The 16874-nt window shown below is 58.4% G+C and carries 15 protein-coding genes; 14 read left to right on the forward strand and 1 reads right to left on the reverse strand.

The features are described from left to right. Window positions 1-13: 13 nt before the first annotated feature. Window positions 14-724 carry a Bax inhibitor-1/YccA family protein gene (locus tag Pan189_RS13100; RefSeq protein ID WP_145364434.1) on the reverse strand — a complete coding sequence of 237 codons (711 nt, stop codon included), beginning with the start codon at window positions 722-724 and terminating at the stop codon, window positions 14-16. Window positions 725-963: 239 nt separating this feature from the next. On the opposite strand from Pan189_RS13100, the gene Pan189_RS13105 reads away from it, so the two are divergent. From Pan189_RS13105 to Pan189_RS13170, 14 genes are all read left to right on the forward strand, one after another. Further along, window positions 964-4842 carry a hydantoinase B/oxoprolinase family protein gene (locus tag Pan189_RS13105; RefSeq protein WP_310820443.1) on the forward strand — a complete coding sequence of 1293 codons (3879 nt, stop codon included), beginning with the start codon at window positions 964-966 and terminating at the stop codon, window positions 4840-4842. A gap of 89 nt (window positions 4843-4931) precedes the next feature. Further along, entirely contained in the window at window positions 4932-5459 is a 528-nt protein-coding gene (locus tag Pan189_RS13110) for a peptidylprolyl isomerase (protein WP_145364435.1), read from the forward strand. Between the two features lie 3 nt (window positions 5460-5462). After that, on the forward strand, window positions 5463-6410 hold the full coding sequence (gene mch / locus Pan189_RS13115; protein WP_145364436.1) for a methenyltetrahydromethanopterin cyclohydrolase: 948 nt from the start codon (window positions 5463-5465) through the stop codon (window positions 6408-6410). Between the two features lie 47 nt (window positions 6411-6457). Further along, a complete protein-coding gene (locus tag Pan189_RS13120; protein WP_310820444.1) occupies window positions 6458-7384 on the forward strand; it encodes an inositol monophosphatase family protein in 927 nt (308 codons plus the stop codon). Window positions 7385-7578: 194 nt separating this feature from the next. Then, window positions 7579-8691 (forward strand): arsenate reductase/protein-tyrosine-phosphatase family protein, encoded by a 1113-nt coding sequence (locus Pan189_RS13125; RefSeq protein ID WP_310820445.1) that lies wholly within the window; start codon window positions 7579-7581, stop codon window positions 8689-8691. Beyond that, entirely contained in the window at window positions 8691-9176 is a 486-nt protein-coding gene (gene rpiB, locus Pan189_RS13130) for a ribose 5-phosphate isomerase B (RefSeq protein ID WP_145364438.1), read from the forward strand. The genes Pan189_RS13125 and rpiB overlap by 1 nt, the downstream gene beginning before the upstream one ends. 199 nt (window positions 9177-9375) lie before the next feature. Continuing rightward, window positions 9376-9756 carry a glycine cleavage system protein GcvH gene (gene gcvH, locus Pan189_RS13135; RefSeq protein ID WP_145364439.1) on the forward strand — a complete coding sequence of 127 codons (381 nt, stop codon included), beginning with the start codon at window positions 9376-9378 and terminating at the stop codon, window positions 9754-9756. Between the two features lie 200 nt (window positions 9757-9956). Then, entirely contained in the window at window positions 9957-11312 is a 1356-nt protein-coding gene (gcvPA, locus tag Pan189_RS13140) for an aminomethyl-transferring glycine dehydrogenase subunit GcvPA (RefSeq protein WP_145364440.1), read from the forward strand. 107 nt (window positions 11313-11419) lie between these two features. After that, window positions 11420-12892, forward strand: coding sequence for an aminomethyl-transferring glycine dehydrogenase subunit GcvPB (gene gcvPB, locus Pan189_RS13145; protein ID WP_145364441.1), 1473 nt, complete (start codon window positions 11420-11422; stop codon window positions 12890-12892). A 42-nt stretch (window positions 12893-12934) separates the two neighbouring features. Continuing rightward, window positions 12935-13648: a lipoate--protein ligase family protein gene (locus Pan189_RS13150; protein ID WP_145364442.1), complete on the forward strand. Its 714-nt coding sequence runs from the start codon at window positions 12935-12937 to the stop codon at window positions 13646-13648. 407 nt (window positions 13649-14055) lie between these two features. Further along, on the forward strand, window positions 14056-14547 hold the full coding sequence (locus Pan189_RS13155; RefSeq protein WP_145364443.1) for an FHA domain-containing protein: 492 nt from the start codon (window positions 14056-14058) through the stop codon (window positions 14545-14547). A 190-nt stretch (window positions 14548-14737) separates the two neighbouring features. After that, entirely contained in the window at window positions 14738-14938 is a 201-nt protein-coding gene (locus Pan189_RS13160; RefSeq protein ID WP_145364444.1) for a hypothetical protein, read from the forward strand. Window positions 14939-15082: 144 nt separating this feature from the next. Further along, the gene (locus Pan189_RS13165) at window positions 15083-15655 is read left to right on the forward strand and encodes an RNA polymerase sigma factor (RefSeq protein ID WP_310820446.1); all 573 of its coding nucleotides are present in this window, start codon (window positions 15083-15085) and stop codon (window positions 15653-15655) included. After that, window positions 15636-16430, forward strand: a complete 795-nt coding sequence (locus Pan189_RS13170; RefSeq protein WP_145364446.1) for a hypothetical protein — start codon at window positions 15636-15638, stop codon at window positions 16428-16430. Before Pan189_RS13165 ends, Pan189_RS13170 begins: the two co-directional genes overlap by 20 nt. Window positions 16431-16874 lie beyond the last annotated feature (444 nt).

Raw genomic sequence — 16874 nt, forward strand, 5'->3', positions numbered from 1 at the left:
GCGCCAGCCGACCTTAGTCGTCACTAAAGAAAGAGAGCAGACGAATCATCCACCAAAACAATTCTGCCACGCAGGCGAATAATGCGAGCGATGCGGCGACGTGTTGATCGGTCCGATAGTGGTGAAGAACATTGGAAGTTGTGTAGAGGATATATCCACAGACGAGGGCCAGTGCTGCCGAGACAAATACGATGCCGAGTGAGAATCCAAAGAGCAGCGAACACCCGATCGTCCCCAAGACCGCCAGCGACCCGACAACCAGTACGTTTCTCAGGAACGAGAAATCAGCTCCGGTGATCATGACGACAACTGTCAATCCGCCAAAGACGATTGCGGTGAGCAACGCGGCGGCCGGAATGACATCTGGATAGAACATCGACGCTTGGGTGAGAAGCGGCACGAAGAGCAGGGCTACCGCCAACACGTAAGTCGCGAGGCCCACATATTGCAGTGTCGTCGAGACCTGACTGTGAGCCCACCAGTTGGCCAGCCAACTCACGCCCATAAACGCGATGATCGAAACGAACCAATACTGGCCGATCGTCACAGCCAATACGTTGCGAACCGGCTCTATTCCGAGGAACAATCCGGTCAGCCCCACGAACACAAGCATCGCTGCGGCGAGGTGCAGGTAGGTCCGGCGAATGAATTCCGAGCGAGCATCAGCGATCGCGTCGGCAGCAAAATGGTTGTAACTTCCTTCGTATGTTTCGGTTAGGCTCATTTCACCTGGCGCGAGTCTTGGGAGGCTTGTTCGTCGGCGAGTGCGGCACCATTGTGGCAACGACTGACACGGGACGCTACCGAATAGGGGAATTCACCAGTCACTTTTGCAAATTTTTCGCGAAGGTCCGCAAATCTCTGCGCAGCCTGCCTGATCGCCATTCGCAGCGTCAAGAAGGGTCATCGGTTTACCTCGCAGCGACAGGTTTCCAATCGGTGGACCGGACCGGAAAAATCGTCATGACAGAAGCCGTGAATCCACCTGAAATGAAACAGTGCTGGCAATTTTGGATCGATGTCGGCGGAACATTCACCGATTGCATTGCGAGCAGCCCGCAAGGAGAAATTACGACGATCAAGGTTCTGAGTTCCGGGGCCGTCCGCGGGACGGTTTCCGAATTCCTCAGCCAAACGCTATTTCGAGATGAAGAACGAATTGGTGAAGGGCAAAAATTCTGGGTCGGCACACACCTCACAACTAAAAACGCGGAGACGACTCGCCCCTCGACGGTGAAAATCGTCGATTTCGAGCCCGGTACGGGCCTGTTCCACTGCGACAAACCTCACGGACTGAAGCACGGCGACCGGTACGAAATCACGACGGGAGAGCCCGCGCCGATCGTCGCGATCCGGATCGCTCTCGACATTGCAGTCGACGACCCGCTACCGGAAATGACGGTCCGTCTCGGCACCACGCGCGGCACAAATGCACTTTTGACGCGAACAGGGGCGAGAACGGCGTTTGTCGTCACGGAAGGATTCGCGGATCTGCTCGAAATCGGCGATCAGTCGCGGCCCCGCCTGTTTGATTTGGCAATCTGCAAACAACAGCCGCTACCGGAAGTCGTTCTGCCGATTCCCGAACGAATCTCCGCCGAAGGCGACATACTCACTCCGCTCGACGAGTCAGCCACGAAGACGAAACTGCAGCAGCTTCGAAGCGACGGCATCGAGTCGGTCGCAATCTGCCTGTTGAACGCCTTTCGGAACGACGCTCACGAGAAAAATATTGGAAGACTCGCGACCGAATTGGGCTTTCAGCAGGTAAGTATCTCTTCGCAGATATCCTCGAAAATCAAAGTCGTTCCGCGCGCCGAGACGACCGTTGCCGATGCCTATCTCACACCGATCCTTCGTGGCTACATCGACCAAATTGCGAAATTGATTCCGAACGGCGATCGATCGCTGAAGTTGATGACGTCAGCGGGCGGCCTGATTTCGGCGTCCAAATTCTCGGGGAAAGACAGCATCCTGTCGGGTCCGGCGGGCGGCGTCGTCGGCTTCGCGCGGGTCGCCGCGGAAGAGGGCTTCGAGCGAGCGATCGGTTTCGATATGGGCGGAACGAGCACTGACGTGGCCCGCTTTGACGGCGAATTCGAATACGAGCAGGAGACGGTCAAAGCGGGCGTGCGACTTTCGGTTCCGACGCTTGCCATCGAGACCGTCGCGGCCGGGGGAGGGAGCATTTGCGGGTTCGATGGCGTGCGGCTGACGGTCGGACCGAAGAGTTCCGGGGCCGATCCCGGTCCGGCCTGCTATGGACACGGCGGACCGCTCTCGATCACCGATGTGAACGTCGCCCTCAGGTTGGTGCCGGAAGATCGATTTCCGTTTCCGCTTGACCACAATGCCGTTCGCGGGCGAATCAAATCGCGGATCGATGAAATCGCCGAATCGCCGATGGGCAAGTCATTCACCGTCGAAGAATTGGCATCGGGGTATCGTCGAATCGCGGTGGAATCGATGGCCCGGGCAATTCGCTCCGTTTCGGTCTCAAAAGGGTTTAACCCCGCGGAGCATGGACTCGTCGCGTTCGGGGGAGCGGGTCCTCAATTCGCCTGTGCCGTCGCGAGAGCACTTGGAATCCGGGAAATACTGATCAGCCCGTACGCCGGGGTTCTGAGCGCCTTCGGGATTGGTCACGCCGATGTTCGGCGCTCGGCGGAGTGGGCCGTGCTGAAGGATCTGAACGCGGAACTATTCGACGAACAGGAGTCGCTCTTCGAGCAAACGAGCGAGCGGCTGATACGCGAACTACGCGACGAAGGAATTCCGTCGTCCGACATAGCATCGCCGCGACGCTTTTTCGAACTGCGTTATCGCGGTGCGGAGACGACATTGACCGTACCGCTCGGAGCTTCGGCAGAGAAAACGGGCTCAGCATTTGGGGAACTACACGAAGGCCAATTTGGCTACCGTCGAAAGGGTCGGTTGATCGAGGTCGTCTCCGCTGAAATACAACTGACGGGGCACACATCCGGACATGACGAGCCGCCTCTTCCGCGAGCAACGAAGCGAGTTGTCGCGTTCGACGAAGTGGCGGCGTGGTTTGACGGATCGTCGCGCCCGACACCGCTCTATCGGTACGAATCGCTTAACGCAGAAACCACGATTGAAGGCCCGGCGATCATTTGCGATGCGTCGACGACGATCGTCATCGAACCCGGTTTCACCGCTTCGATGACCGATCGTGGCAACCTCAAAATAGTCGATTCGTCTGACGGTGGTCCATCGCGTACGCCGATCTCTGATCGCCATACTTCAGAACCCGACCCGGTGCTACTGGAGATTTTTCACCATCGTTTCGCTTCAATCGCCGAGCAGATGGGGAATGTGCTACAGCGGACGGCACTATCGACGAACGTCAAAGAACGGCTCGATTTCAGTTGCGCGGTCTTTTCATCCGACGGAGAACTCGTCGCAAACGCGCCCCACATTCCGGTCCACTTGGGAGCGATGTCTGAGACCGTGAAGCGGGTCATCCGGGACGTCCCCGACCTCGCCGCGGGCGATGTCATCGTGACGAATGACCCGTTCGGCGGCGGATCACACCTGCCTGACGTCACGGTTGTTTCCCCAGTACATGATGTCGATGGCGGAGAGCGGCTTTACTTCACGGCAAGTCGGGCTCATCACGCGGAGATCGGTGGGATCGACCCAGGCAGTGTCCCGCCGTTCTCGAAGAATCTGGCGGAAGAAGGAGTCCTGATTCGAAATTTTCGGCTCGTCAGCGGCGGTCGCTCGAACGAAACTGAGCTGCGGGATTTGCTCGGTTCGGGACGCTATCCTTCCAGAAACGTCGATGAAAATCTCGCCGAGATCGAAGCGCAACTGGCCGCTAATCGCCGCGGGGCCGGCCAACTGTTGGCACTGACCGCCGAGACAGGGCGTAAGACCGTCACCGCCTACATGAAGCACATTCGTCGCGCTTCCGCGGAGAAAATTCGGCTCGCGCTTCAAGCATTTCCGAATGGCGAAACGACCTTCACCGACCATCTCGACGATGGTTCGCCGATTTGTGTCCGGATTGAAATCAAAGGCGGCGAGGCAGTGATCGACTTCACTGGCACCGGGCCGGTCATCGCGGATGGTAATCTCAATGCGAATCGCGCCATTGTCACTTCGGCGGTCCTCTACGCACTGCGGTGTCTGATTGCCGAGGATATTCCGCTCAACGGGGGAGTCCTTGATCCGGTCGACATTTTACTTCCAGAATGCCTGCTCAACCCGCCGGAACACGATGATCCCGCAAAGGGCGCGGCTGTCGTGGGTGGAAACGTGGAGACTTCACAGCGTGTTGTCGACGTGCTACTGGGCGCGTTCGGGCTTGCCGCGGCGAGCCAGGGCACGATGAATAACCTGACGTTCGGTGACGATTCGTTCGGCTACTACGAAACGATCTGCGGCGGGTCCGGCGCGACCCGCGAATCCGACGGAGCCGATGCCGTCCACACACACATGACGAATACCCGACTGACCGATGTCGAAGTATTGGAGCATCGCTATCCGATCCGAGTTCGTTCGTTCGGCATTCGTCACGGTTCGGGAGGCGGCGGAGCTCGGGCCGGCGGAGACGGAATCGTCCGCGAGATCGAATTTCTCAAGCCGCTGCAAGTTGCGATGCTGTCAGAACGGCGGGGCAACTATCGACCGTTTGGACTTGAAGGCGGGGAGCACGGGCAAGTCGGCCGCAATTTGCTGATCCGACCGGATGGTGCCCGCTCCGACCTCGGCGGCAAGTTTCGGATTCGCGCTGAGGCAGGGGATATCCTGCGAATCGAAACGCCCGGTGGCGGCGGATTCGGCACGTCGTCCCGAGAAATCGATGACGGATCATAGGTTCCCGCGGACGCGTCCGGTGGAGAACGAGACTAGGGTCCGATACGATCTCCGTTTCAAAATTTTCACGCAGATCGCAGGAGCACCCCATGGCAGACGCCAAGCAAGCCGTTCAGGAAGCCGCCAAGGAGATCGACTTTTCGTCGAAGAGTTATCAGGTTCACCTTGAAACAAGCGAGGGGCCGATCCGATTGGAGTTCTTTCCGGATAAGGCGCCAAAACATTGCGAGAATTTCGCCGCGCTCGCCAAATCAAATTTCTATGACGACGGCGAATTTCACCGCGTGATTGAAGGCTTCATGATCCAGGGCGGGTGCCCCGAGGGCAGCGGCATGGGCGGACCGGGTTATCAAATCGACGCCGAGTTCAACGACGTGCCGCACGAAGAGGGCACGCTCTCGATGGCTCGATCGCAAAACCCGAATTCGGCCGGTTCGCAGTTCTTCATCTGCCTCGGACGCCAGGATTTCCTCGACGGTCAATACACCGCGTTCGGCAAAACAGTTGACGAAGAGAGCATGCAAACCGTCCGCTCGATCGGCTCGACCGACACGGACGGCTCCGATCGACCGACGTCGAAGAAGAGGATTATCAAGGCGGAACTGGTCGAGGTTTAACCAATGCCGCTTTCCCTCAATGCCCGTGCGGCTGCGGTCGTCGATCAGTGTCTCGCCGACAGAGAGACGCTGAAAATTGGGGTCAGCGAAGTCGCCGGTGCGCGGGTTGTCGATTTCGGGCAAGCGTCCGTCGGCGGATTGAATGCCGGATCGATGCTGGCACGAATCTGCCTCGCTGATCTCGGAACGGTCGCGCTCCGGTCGGGCGACTTCGCAGGACGACCGACGGCCTTCCTCGATGTCTCGACCGATTTTCCGCTCGAAGCGTGTTTAATGTCGCAATACGCCGGATGGCAGATTGCCGTCGGCGACTTCTTCGCGATGGGTTCCGGCCCGCTGCGCGCAGTCGCAACGGTCGAAAAGCTCTTCGGCGAATTTGATTTCACCGAGTCGCCCGAAGTCGGAGTGCTCGTCCTCGAAACGGCGAGCGACGTGACGGCGGATGTCGTCGATTTTGTCACACAGAAGTCAGGCATTCCGCGAGAATCGCTGACGATCTGTGTCGCGCCGACCGCGAGTCTGGCCGGCACCATACAGGTGATCGCAAGGTCGGTCGAGACGGCGCTTCATCAGTTGCACGAAAGAGATTTCGACATCCGACAGGTCGTCAGTGCCTGCGGGTCGGCCCCGTTGCCCGGTGTGGCCAAAAGCGATTTGGACGCGATCGGGCGAACGAATGATGCGATCCTGTACGGCGGTCGGGCTGTGCTCTGGGTTGATACCACGGACGCACAAATCGAAAGTATCGGACCGCTGATCCCATCGTCGGCATCACCGTCACATGGGCAGCCGTTTCTGTCCCTTTTCGAAGCGGCAGGACGTGACTTTTACAAGCTCGACCCCGCACTGTTCAGCGTGGCCGAGATCGTTTTTCACAATGTTCGGACCGGCCGAGCCTTCCACTACGGCGAATGCGTTCCCGACTTGGTGTCGCAATCGACCGGATTTTGAAATGCTGCAGAACATCGCCTTCACGTCATCTTGCTGAGGACTTCGCCATGATGGTGGATGCTAATCAGGTCGTTTCGATACTGTCGCAAACGATGCCCGCCGTCCTGCGTTGGGCCGGAGGGGTCGCGAAGGAGCTTCGCAAGCACAACATTTCGATTCAGGCCAAAGAGTCGGGAAGTTCGAATACCGACGCCCTGACGCTGGCTGACCTGACCGTGCAGGAACTCGTCGTCGCGGCCCTGCGGGACGTCGATCCGATCCTCCGGGAATGCCGGATCGAAGCGGAAGAGTCGACCGGCGCACTCGAATTGTTCGCGACGGAGTCGCCGCTGACGATCGCGCTCGACCCGATCGACGGGACCAAGCAATTCCGCGACCACACCGGCAACGGCTATTCGGTGATGCTGCACTGCCGGACGGAAGACAAGGTGATCTACTCGCTCGTCTTCATTCCAGAGACCGGTCCGCACGGCCGATGGGTTGAGGTGCGCGATTCCGAAGTTCGCGTTATTGATGACGACCCTCATGCCAGTGCCCGCGCCGAGATCGACGCCTCGCAGCCGATTGCCAAACGCGATCGACCGGCGTCAAAGAAGATCTACATGATCGGATTCATTGATAAACAATCCGAACGCGTTGCCGCGGTGACAGAAGCCGGCTTGGAGGGTGTCGACGCGGATGATACTCCTGGCTCGATCTACGACCTCTTCGGGCGGGGCGAATTCGCAGGCTCACTGATTCATACGCCGAACATCTACGACTTTCCGGTCTCTCACCAGATCGCCGAAGCCTTCGGCGGTCGAGCGGTCCGCGTCGACACAGGGAAAGATGTCCACTATCGCGAAAAGTGGCTCGACGAGCGGGCGTCAATGCTCCGACTGCCGGGGATTGTCGCGTGCAGTGACAATGAAGAAGTACTTGCCACGCTCTGCGATACCGCCCGAGACTGGTCGCAGGAACGTTATGAGACTTAGGGTTACGTCTTGATCATTGAGGTCGGCGGTCGATGAGATACTTGATTGACCGCCATCGCCGCGATACTCTCTGCTGGCTGAATGACGCTGCCCCATCGGCACATTATTCTGCAACTCGAGCAGCCTGAATCACTCAGCGTCTTCTCGCTCAGCTCGCACTCGCTTTCGGCTGAATCGGTTCCAACCTATCGCTCGTGACGGTGTCCACATTGGCCGAACATCGAAGGATCGATCTCAGGACGACGGACGATCTGACCGATGCGTTTCAGCGCGCCGTCGAGGAATTGGTCAACGGCGGGCAACTCGGTCTTCCCACGGAATTCGGCTACGTCCGAATCGGTTCCCTGGCGAATCAACCGGAAGCGACGCAGTCGCGTGACATCTGCCTTGCCGTGACCGGCGCAGCCGAGGCCCGAGACCTGTTTCCGGCGATCGGCGATATTGGCGAGCGTTTTTTGGGCCGTGTTTGGCCCGGCCCCATTGTCGCCAGCGTGTCGAACGATTCGTCCGAGGGTCGATTCCACGGATTGGACGGCGCAGCGCGTTGGGCAGACCAACGGCGTATTTCACTCATTTGCCCGGCCAATCCCGTGCTCGCAGAGGTTCGCCGTTATCTTCCCGACCCGGTCATTGCCGACGTTCCGAGCCGACCGGTCGACAACTCAGAAGAGTTCGCAGCGCACGGTTCCGGTGAAGCGGTCACGTTACTGCTTGACGACGGTCAATTACCTGAAGTGAAGCGTCCGACGACGGTCCGCCTCGGCGGGAGTAATTGGACTGTTGATGAAGTCGGTTCGATGACTGAAGCCGACATCGAACGGCTGCTCGGTCATGTGCTGCTCTTCGTATGCACGGGCAACACGTGCCGCAGCCCATTGGCGGAGGCGATTTTTCGGCAACGGCTGGCGCGGGCGATCGGCTGCGATGAGGCCGAGTTGCCCGACCGTGGGTATATCGTCGGCTCGGCCGGAATTGCCGCATCGTATGGCGCACCGGCCAGTCCCGAATCGGTCGACCTATCCCAAGAACATGGGTATCGCTTGGATGAGCATCAGAGTCAGCCACTGACTGCGGCGTTGCTCGATCGAGCCGATGACGTTTTTGTCATGACGCGCGGACACCGGGATGCCATACTTACGAGTCGACCCGATTTGACCGAACGCGTTCGCCTGCTTTCGCGAGAGGGAATCGACATCGCCGACCCGATCGGCGGCGGACCGGCCATTTACGAACGGTGCCGCGAGGAAATCGATCGCGAGGTCCTGTTGATCGTCGACCAGCTTCTAGCTTCGAACGGAAAAGATTGATGAAGATCGGAATCGCCAGCGACCATCGTGGCTACGCCTTGAAGGGGCGGATCATCGCCCTCCTACGGAATTTGGAGCAGGAGACGTATGACTTCGGCCCGGACACCCCCGAGAGCGTCGACTATCCCGACTTCGGCTCGACGGTCGCGTCGGCCGTATCACGCGGAGAGCTCGACCGCGGAATTCTCATCTGCGGGACCGGTATGGGCATGGCGATTGTCGCCAACAAGTTTGACGGCGTGCTCGCCGCCCCGTGTCACGACGACATCACCGCCGAAATGGCCCGAATGCACAACGATGCGAACGTGCTGTGTCTCTCGTCCGATCTTCTTGGCGATCGGCTCGTCAATCGGATGGTTGAGATATTTCTCAAGACCGATTTCGAAGGCGGTCGCCACGCGCGGCGGATTGCCAAAATCCGTCAGTATGAAGCGGATGCGCGATCGACGGCAGAAAGTCGATCGGCCGAAGCCCAAGAAGTGTGATCGAAGTCGAAGCGCGGCACTCAACAATCAAGTTTGGAAACGCTTCGGGCGACGGAATCGAAGCGTTATCGGCTCTAACTTGCCCTCGTGGCGGTTTCCGTTACGCTCGAATGATTACGAGATAGAAGACCGCGCGTCGACGAACAACTCGCCACGATACGCCCATTGAACAGCCCACTTCCCCGGAGCAGCGGCGACGATGAATCCTGATCAACTGAAGTACCTCGAATCGCACGAATGGGTCGGTATCGATGGAGACATTGCGACGGTCGGCATTAGTGAATTCGCCGTCAATCAGTTGACCGATTTGGTCTATGCCGAGTTGCCGAATGTCGGAGAGACCGTCAAGAAAGGCGATACCTTCGGCGAGGTCGAAAGCGTGAAAGCCGTCAGCGATTTGTACGCCCCGGTCTCTGGTGAGGTTACTGAGGTCAATTCCGATCTCGCCGATGATCTGACCGCATTGACCGAAGACGCATTCGGCAAAGGCTGGATGATCAAAGTGAAATTGTCCGACCCATCGGAGCTCGATTCGCTGATGGATCGCTCAGCCTACGTCGCTCATTGCGAGAATGATTGAGCCCGACATGCGTTTCGTCCGGATCGTCGCTGCTTGGCCGTGATGTTCTGCGCCGTCCCGCTTTGCCGGTGCGTCAGCCTTACCGGTGGAGATACCGGAGCGTTCGCCTATAATCACGCGCCGGTAAAATCGCTCGCTCACCACCGGAGCCGCCTCGCTTCCCTACGCGGTCGCTGCGTCGATGATTACGGAGGAACATCTTGTCGTATTTTTTTGATACCGCATCGCAGCGAGAGGAAATGCTCGCGCGAATCGGCGTTGATTCCGTCGACGACCTCTTCGCCGATGTTCCGGAGCGATTTCGGCTCGAAGGCCTGATGAACCTTCCGGAGCCATTAACGGAAATCGAACTGCAGCGGGCGATCACGGAGCAGGCCGGTCGAAACGTCGGCCCGAATGATCGCGTCTGTCTTCTGGGCGGCGGGGTTTATGACCACTTCATCCCGGCAGTCGTCGATGAGATCGCAGGCCGCGGCGAGTTTTACACCGCCTACACGCCGTACCAGCCGGAATGCAGCCAGGGAACGCTGCAGGCATTCTTCGAGTATCAATCGCTCGCCTGTGAACTGACCGGAATGGAGGTTTCGAATGCGAGCCTCTATGAGGGCGGGACCAGTATGAGCGAGGCCGCTTTCATGGCGGTTCGAGTAAGCGGAAGGCACGGCAAGATCGTCGTGCTGGGGTCCGTTCATCCGGAGTATCGCGCCGTTCTGAAGACCTATCTGACCCGGCTGGAATCGACGCTGGTCGAGATTCCGTGCCCAAACGGCACGGTCGATCCTGACGAGGTTGCCAAGGCGGTCGACGAAACGACCGCGTGCGTCATCTTTCAGCATCCGAACTTCTTCGGGTGCCTGGAAGAAGCTGAAGCAATCGTTGAGAAAGCTCACGAAGTTGGTGCAATGGCGATCTCGGTGTTCGATCCGCTCAGCGTCGGACTCGTCAAGCGGCCGGGAGAGTATGGTGCCGACATCGCCGTCGCCGAGGGGCAATCGCTGGGTGTCCCGATGCAGTACGGCGGTCCGTATCTCGGCATGTTCTGCTGCCGGTCTGAGTACGTGCGGAAGATGCCGGGGAGACTGATCGGGACAACCGAAGACAAGAATGGAAAAGAGTGCTTCGTGCTGGCGATGCAAACGCGCGAGCAACATATCCGACGTGGCAAGGCCACAAGCAACATCTGCACGAACCAAGGGTTGCTGGCTCTGCGGGCGACGATCTACTTGAGCTTGCTCGGTCCCGAGGGACTCAAGGAAGTCGGCGAACTCTGCCTGCGGAAGGCGCACTATCTGGCAGATAAGCTGGGCGAAATCGACGGTCTCTCTCTAGCATTCGATCGGCCGTTCTTTAAAGAATTCGCGTTGAAGTGCGATGCCGGCGCGGAAGAAGTTGCCGCCCGAGCAAGGGCTGCCGGGTTCGATTTGGGACCACGATTCCAACGCGTCACCGCTGATGACGATGTCAACGGGCTGAGCGGAAATTCATTGCTGTTGGCGGCGGTGACCGAACAACGAACCCGCGAGGAACTAGACCGCCTTGCGGCTGCCCTTCGGTAAAAATCTCCGCTGTGATTTCTGGCACTGAAGATTCAACGGACTGACACAATTCCGCCCTGCTCGCGGGCGAATTCCATGAGACGCGGCAGGACGACTGAAAGAGATTCATGAGAAATCAGCAAGCCGTTCAGCTCATTTCGGAACTCTCACAAGCGGGTCGCCGAGGCACCGAATATCCCAGCGGTGACATCCCGGAACGACCGCTCGACGAATTACTGCCTAAGCGTTATCGCACCGATTCGCCGCCGCTGCTTCCGCAGTTGGCCGAACCGGATGTCGTGCGGCACTACGTCAATTTGTCGACCCGCAACATGTCGGTCGACACGCATTTCTATCCGCTCGGCAGTTGTACGATGAAGTACAACCCGAAGCGGCACGAACGACTGGCGAAGCTGCCTGGCATCGGGGACCTGCACCCTTATCAAGACGAGGCAGACACCCAAGGCATGCTCGGCATTCTATTTGACCTGCAGCAAATGCTGGGAGAGATCGCGGGACTTCCGGCGGTTTCCCTGCAACCGGCTGCAGGAGCTCAGGGTGAACTGACCGCGTTGCTGACCGCGGCGGCTTACTTTGAAGATCGCGGCGAGAACAGAACCAAGGTGCTGTTCCCAAGTAGCGCGCACGGAACTAATCCGGCCAGTGCCGCACTGGCTGGCTTTGAAACCGTCCAGCTCAAGGCGCCCGCGCAAGGTCTTGTCGATCTCGAAGAATTGAAGAAGCACCTCGATGAGCAGGTCGCCGTCTTCATGATCACCAACCCGAACACGCTCGGCTTGTTCGAGGATCAGATCGGCGATGTCGCTTCGATGCTGCATGATTACGGCGGCCTCGTTTACATCGACGGAGCCAATATGAATGCGATTTTGGGTATCACCCGTCCCGGTGACTTCGGCGGCGACATGATGCACTACAACGTTCACAAGACGTTCACCGGTCCGCATGGTGCCGGCGGCCCGGGAGCGGGGCCGATCGCCGTTCGCGATTTCCTCGGAGACTACCTGCCCGGTCCGATCATTGAGGAATCGACAGGCGACGACGGTTCGAAGTCTTTTCGGCTGACGAACCCGACCAAATCGATCGGACGAGTCCGCAGCCACTTCGGGAACGTCGGCATTCTGTTACGCGGATACTTCTACCTCCGCACGTTAGGGGCCGCGGGACTGAAAGAGGTCTCCGAGAAAGCCGTCCTCAATGCGAACTATTTGAAGGCCTTACTCAAAGACACGTTTCCCGTGCCGTACGGCACGATTTGCAAGCACGAATTCGTCGCCTCGGCCAAGCAATTGCAAAAAGAACGTGGCATTACCGCGATGGATATTGCCAAGCGATTAATCGACTACGGCTTTCACCCTCCGACGGTTTACTTTCCGCTGGACGTTCCAGAGGCCATGATGATGGAACCGACGGAGACGGAATCGAAGGAGACGCTGGACGCATTCGCTGTGGCTCTGGAAAAAATTGCGGCCGAGGACGTGGAGATGCTGCACGCCGCTCCACACACAACTGCGATTTGTCGACCTGACGAAGTCCGAGCAGCCAAGTCGCCGGTGCTGCGCTGGCCACGTAATTCAGGCTGACTTCGGCGACATCGGGCGGCGATCGCTGAGAGGACAGAAGTGATGGCCGCCGGAGCGGTTCAACTCGATATCGATCACGAGCCGCGTACCGGCAGCGAGAACATGGCTCGCGACGCGGCGATGCTCGAAGCAGCAGCCGATGGTGCCGGGCCGCTGGTGCGGCTTTACCGCTGGTCCAAGCCGACGATCTCGCTTGGTCACTTCCAGAAGAATGCGGCTGACGATATCCCTCAGCGGTTCCGGTCGCTGCCACGTGTGCAGCGGCTGACCGGGGGCGGGGCAATTCTGCACGATTGCGAGTGGACCTATTCTTGCGCCATCTCACGCACGCACGCGGAGGCCTCCCCGCCGGAGCGGCTCTACGAGAGTGTTCATCAATTGTTGATCGATTTGATGCTTGCCAACGACATCAAAGCGGGCCTGCGCGGTCCGGTTCTTCCGACGGAAGCGGGCCATTCGAATTTTCTCTGTTTCTTACGTCGTGACGCACGCGACATCGTGGTGAATCCTTCGGCATCAGGGACCAAGTTTCGCGCGGCGAAAATCGTCGGTAGTGCTCAGCGACGGCGACGCGGGGCTGTACTTCAGCACGGCTCGCTCTTGGAACGACATTCGCCTTTCGCTCCTGAGATTGCCGGGCTGCTCGATCTTGTGCCGCTGTCGCGACAGAGGCTGGCCATGCTGGCGGGAACATTCAGCCGGAATCTGGCGGAATATCTCGGCGACGGAACCGTTCAGGACGGTTTCACGTTCTGAGCCATTTCTCATTCTGAGCGCTTTTCGACGTAGCCGTGATAGAACCGACAGATTGGGGGCACGTCTTACCACCGATTTTCCGAGAGCCGGTCTGGCTCATTGACAGAGAATTTCGGGCCGCCTACGATCGCGCCTTAGGTCATCGGTGCGGTTCATTTTCATTCAATTTCCGATTGGCATTCATCGATCCGACCTCGCTTTCCGCTATTCTCATCATCGCCGTTTTCGTTCCATTTCCAATTTGGGTCCAAGGAGTCAACGCACACGGAAATTGCGGCTCGAATGTCGATGAGCGCAATCACCGCGGAGCAGTTTCGTTAATGCCGGTCCGTCTACTCTGTCGGTCGGTCACTGCAGTTTGGTGGTAATCGACGTTTCGACCGCCGTCTTAGCGAGGTTTTGGAGTAATGATTCAGGCGTTTTTGAAGGTTCTCGGTGGCAAGCATGAGGGCAAACTCGTTCCGCTGCCGCAGGGAAAGTTTTTGGTCGGTCGCGAAAAAGATTGCCATCTTCGGCCGTCCAGCGAATTGATCAGTCGGCATCACTGCGTATTTCAGCTCGACGAATACGCGGTCCGGCTGCGCGACTTGGGCAGCACGAACGGCACCGGGGTGAACGGGTCGCGATTGCATGGTGAAACCGTGCTCGACAACGGCGATCGCGTCGTGATCGGACCTCTGAATTTCGAAATTGTGACCCAGGAAGCCCCGGCAGATCACAAGCCCCTGACCACGCCGCCGGCGCCGCCGGCCGATTCCGGCGTGTTTGCCGATCCGGGGTCCAAGACGTCAACCGATACGGTTTACGAGCTGCCTTCGACCGCGAACAGTAAACCCGCGAGCGAGGCCCCAGCCGTGAAGCTACCGCCGCCGGAGTCGACTGGCGTTAAAGAAGAGTAAGGCCGAACCCGTTTTGCCACCGTGGCATCGAATGACATGTCACGTGAAATAGTGGAAGAACTACCTTCGGAATGCGTTACACTGTTTTGAATCCCGCTCTCAATGCATCACACTGAGAGCTGCAAAGCTCAATTAGTCCGTTCGAAGGAACGGTCGTGTCGACGATGACCGCCCGACAGGATGAACCACAATGGCCGACAATCAGAGCGAAGCCCAGCAGCGATATCGTCAGTTTCTCGATCTGCTGCCGCTGACCTTGTCTCTTGCCGGACTGCCGCCAAGCGAGCCGGGAAAGTATTACAGCGAAGAGCAAATCGAGGCTCGACTATTCACGATCAAGCACGCTTACCGTGCCGCCCGGCAAGTCGCTCGTGAGAGTATCCAGAAATAGTTGCAGCGTGGATCAGACTGATCGGCACTCGGGGGCCGAAACTGCCATTTTTCTGAAACGGGCGGGGTCCTTCCGAGGTATCAGGTCGTAGGCTTGGTGCCAAATGCCTCATCAACCATTTATCAAATGCCGGCCGGGGATGTCGTGACTTCCGACGAGTCCGGACTCATTCGCAATTGCATCTCGGGCGATGAACGCTCGTGTCGGCTCTTCGTCCAGAAGTATCAGCGGCTCGTCTTCGCGATTTGCCTGCGAATTCTTGGGCAGCGTCAGGACGCCGAGGACGCCGCCCAAGACATTTTTCTTCGCATCTTTCGAGCTTTGGACCGTTGGGAGCCCGGTCGTCCGTTGAAGCCTTGGCTGACGACGATCGCGGTCAATCGTTGCCGCACGCTGCTGAAGAAACGGCAGTCGGAATCGTCCCGAGTGCGTTCGGTGCGAGAGGTCATCGAGTTCTGCAGTCCCGCGGCCACGGCTGCCGATCTTGCGATGGCCGAAGAACTCGAACTGGCCCTTAGCAAATTGCGGAGAGAGTATCGCCTGTGCTTCGAATTGTATTACAGGGACGAATACTCATGCGTCGAGATCGCCGAAATCCTTGACCGGCCGGTCAATACCGTCAAGACATGGCTGCACCGTGCCCGGCGTGAGCTTGCCGATTTGCTCAGTCGACGAGGGATCGCAGAGGAGGAGGGTTATGTCTCAGTCGCCTCGTAAATCTCAACATCGACTGCGAGTTTCATCGCCGCCCTCTCGCATCCAGCCAAGCGAATCCGGGCTGCCGCCAGATGACGTCGATCGGATGATCGAAGCGTGGCGATCGGTGCGACCGCCCGTCGATCTCGTCGACAGAGTCATGATCCGCCGGGCATCTGAGTTAGCAGTCGAGTCGAGTTCGACTGACGTTTGCGAGACTGTCGTCACGCGAGAAATCCATGCTTCAAAGCGATGGGAAACGAAACGAATCGGCTCGTTGGTTGGTTCGTTTGCCGTTGCAACTTGCGTCACCGCGTGTGCGTTGCTCTTATCTGTATCGCCGGTGCCTTCGGAAACTCCTGAAGAGATCGCATCCGCGATGACGCCGTCTATCTTAAAGCCTGAGTCGAAAACGGGTGACGCCAACGATTTAAGTTCCGCAATTGCCTTGAACGCAGCTCCGATCGTGGAGGTTCCGCGCGACGACTGGACTCTTGGATCATCGTCAAAAGACGACTCGGCTTTGAAGTCGCAGCGAAGCGGTTTTCGGAACGCGTCCGTCACCCTGGCAAGCCTTGTCGATGAAGCGCGGGAAGTCTCGCGCGGCCTCTACCATGAAGCGACTTTGGCCATGACAGTTACACTCAATTTTGAAGGCCGCAGCCACGGTTCCGATGCGGTTCCTGATCCAACCCCAAGTGACTTCTCACCGACACGCTCCGTTGAGGCTGGCGTCTTCGGCGTATGGGACATGCTCGACGGACAGACCGCATTCGGTCAGGCGAAAAATCTATAATGCAATGCGTACTCATTGCCTGATCCTCATCCCAGTCATTGCGCTCCTGCTGAGTTCTCCCGTCTTCAGCCGCGCAGACGACTCGTTGGCCAGCTACGTTCCAAGTGAGGCGACCTGCGTTATCGGGTGGCTTGAGCCGGGTGAGTCCGCACAAAAATTTCGCGCGACGATCTGGCCACGGCTTCGTAACTCGCCTGCACTGCGCGATTGGTGGACTTCAGATCGCTCGAGCGACTTGCGGGAGGCCATTCAATCGATCCGAAGTCTAAAGTCATCAATTCGGGGACCGGCATGGAATGCCATCTCTCGTAGCGAGGGAATTGTCGCCGTCGATCCGCAAGTCCCATCCGACTTCCTAGTGATTGTCCGATTTCCTGACGAGCAACTTTGTCGCAACGCGATGCTGGCTCTCGCCGCCCTCGATCCGCGACCCGTCGTCGATTC

The organism is Stratiformator vulcanicus (genome assembly GCF_007744515.1).
Lineage (GTDB): Bacteria > Planctomycetota > Planctomycetia > Planctomycetales > Planctomycetaceae > Stratiformator > Stratiformator vulcanicus.

Coding starts and splice junctions, on each gene's coding strand:
- Pan189_RS13150 (WP_145364442.1), top strand. CDS start 12,935: ATGGCCGCCGGAGCGGTTCAACTCGATATCGATCACGAGCCGCGTACC.
- Pan189_RS13155 (WP_145364443.1), top strand. CDS start 14,056: ATGATTCAGGCGTTTTTGAAGGTTCTCGGTGGCAAGCATGAGGGCAAA.
- Pan189_RS13110 (WP_145364435.1), top strand. CDS start 4,932: ATGGCAGACGCCAAGCAAGCCGTTCAGGAAGCCGCCAAGGAGATCGAC.
- Pan189_RS13160 (WP_145364444.1), top strand. CDS start 14,738: ATGGCCGACAATCAGAGCGAAGCCCAGCAGCGATATCGTCAGTTTCTC.
- Pan189_RS13120 (WP_310820444.1), top strand. CDS start 6,458: ATGATGGTGGATGCTAATCAGGTCGTTTCGATACTGTCGCAAACGATG.
- rpiB (WP_145364438.1), top strand. CDS start 8,691: ATGAAGATCGGAATCGCCAGCGACCATCGTGGCTACGCCTTGAAGGGG.
- Pan189_RS13105 (WP_310820443.1), top strand. CDS start 964: ATGACAGAAGCCGTGAATCCACCTGAAATGAAACAGTGCTGGCAATTT.
- gcvH (WP_145364439.1), top strand. CDS start 9,376: ATGAATCCTGATCAACTGAAGTACCTCGAATCGCACGAATGGGTCGGT.
- mch (WP_145364436.1), top strand. CDS start 5,463: ATGCCGCTTTCCCTCAATGCCCGTGCGGCTGCGGTCGTCGATCAGTGT.
- gcvPB (WP_145364441.1), top strand. CDS start 11,420: ATGAGAAATCAGCAAGCCGTTCAGCTCATTTCGGAACTCTCACAAGCG.
- Pan189_RS13170 (WP_145364446.1), top strand. CDS start 15,636: ATGTCTCAGTCGCCTCGTAAATCTCAACATCGACTGCGAGTTTCATCG.
- Pan189_RS13100 (WP_145364434.1), bottom strand. CDS start 724: ATGAGCCTAACCGAAACATACGAAGGAAGTTACAACCATTTTGCTGCC.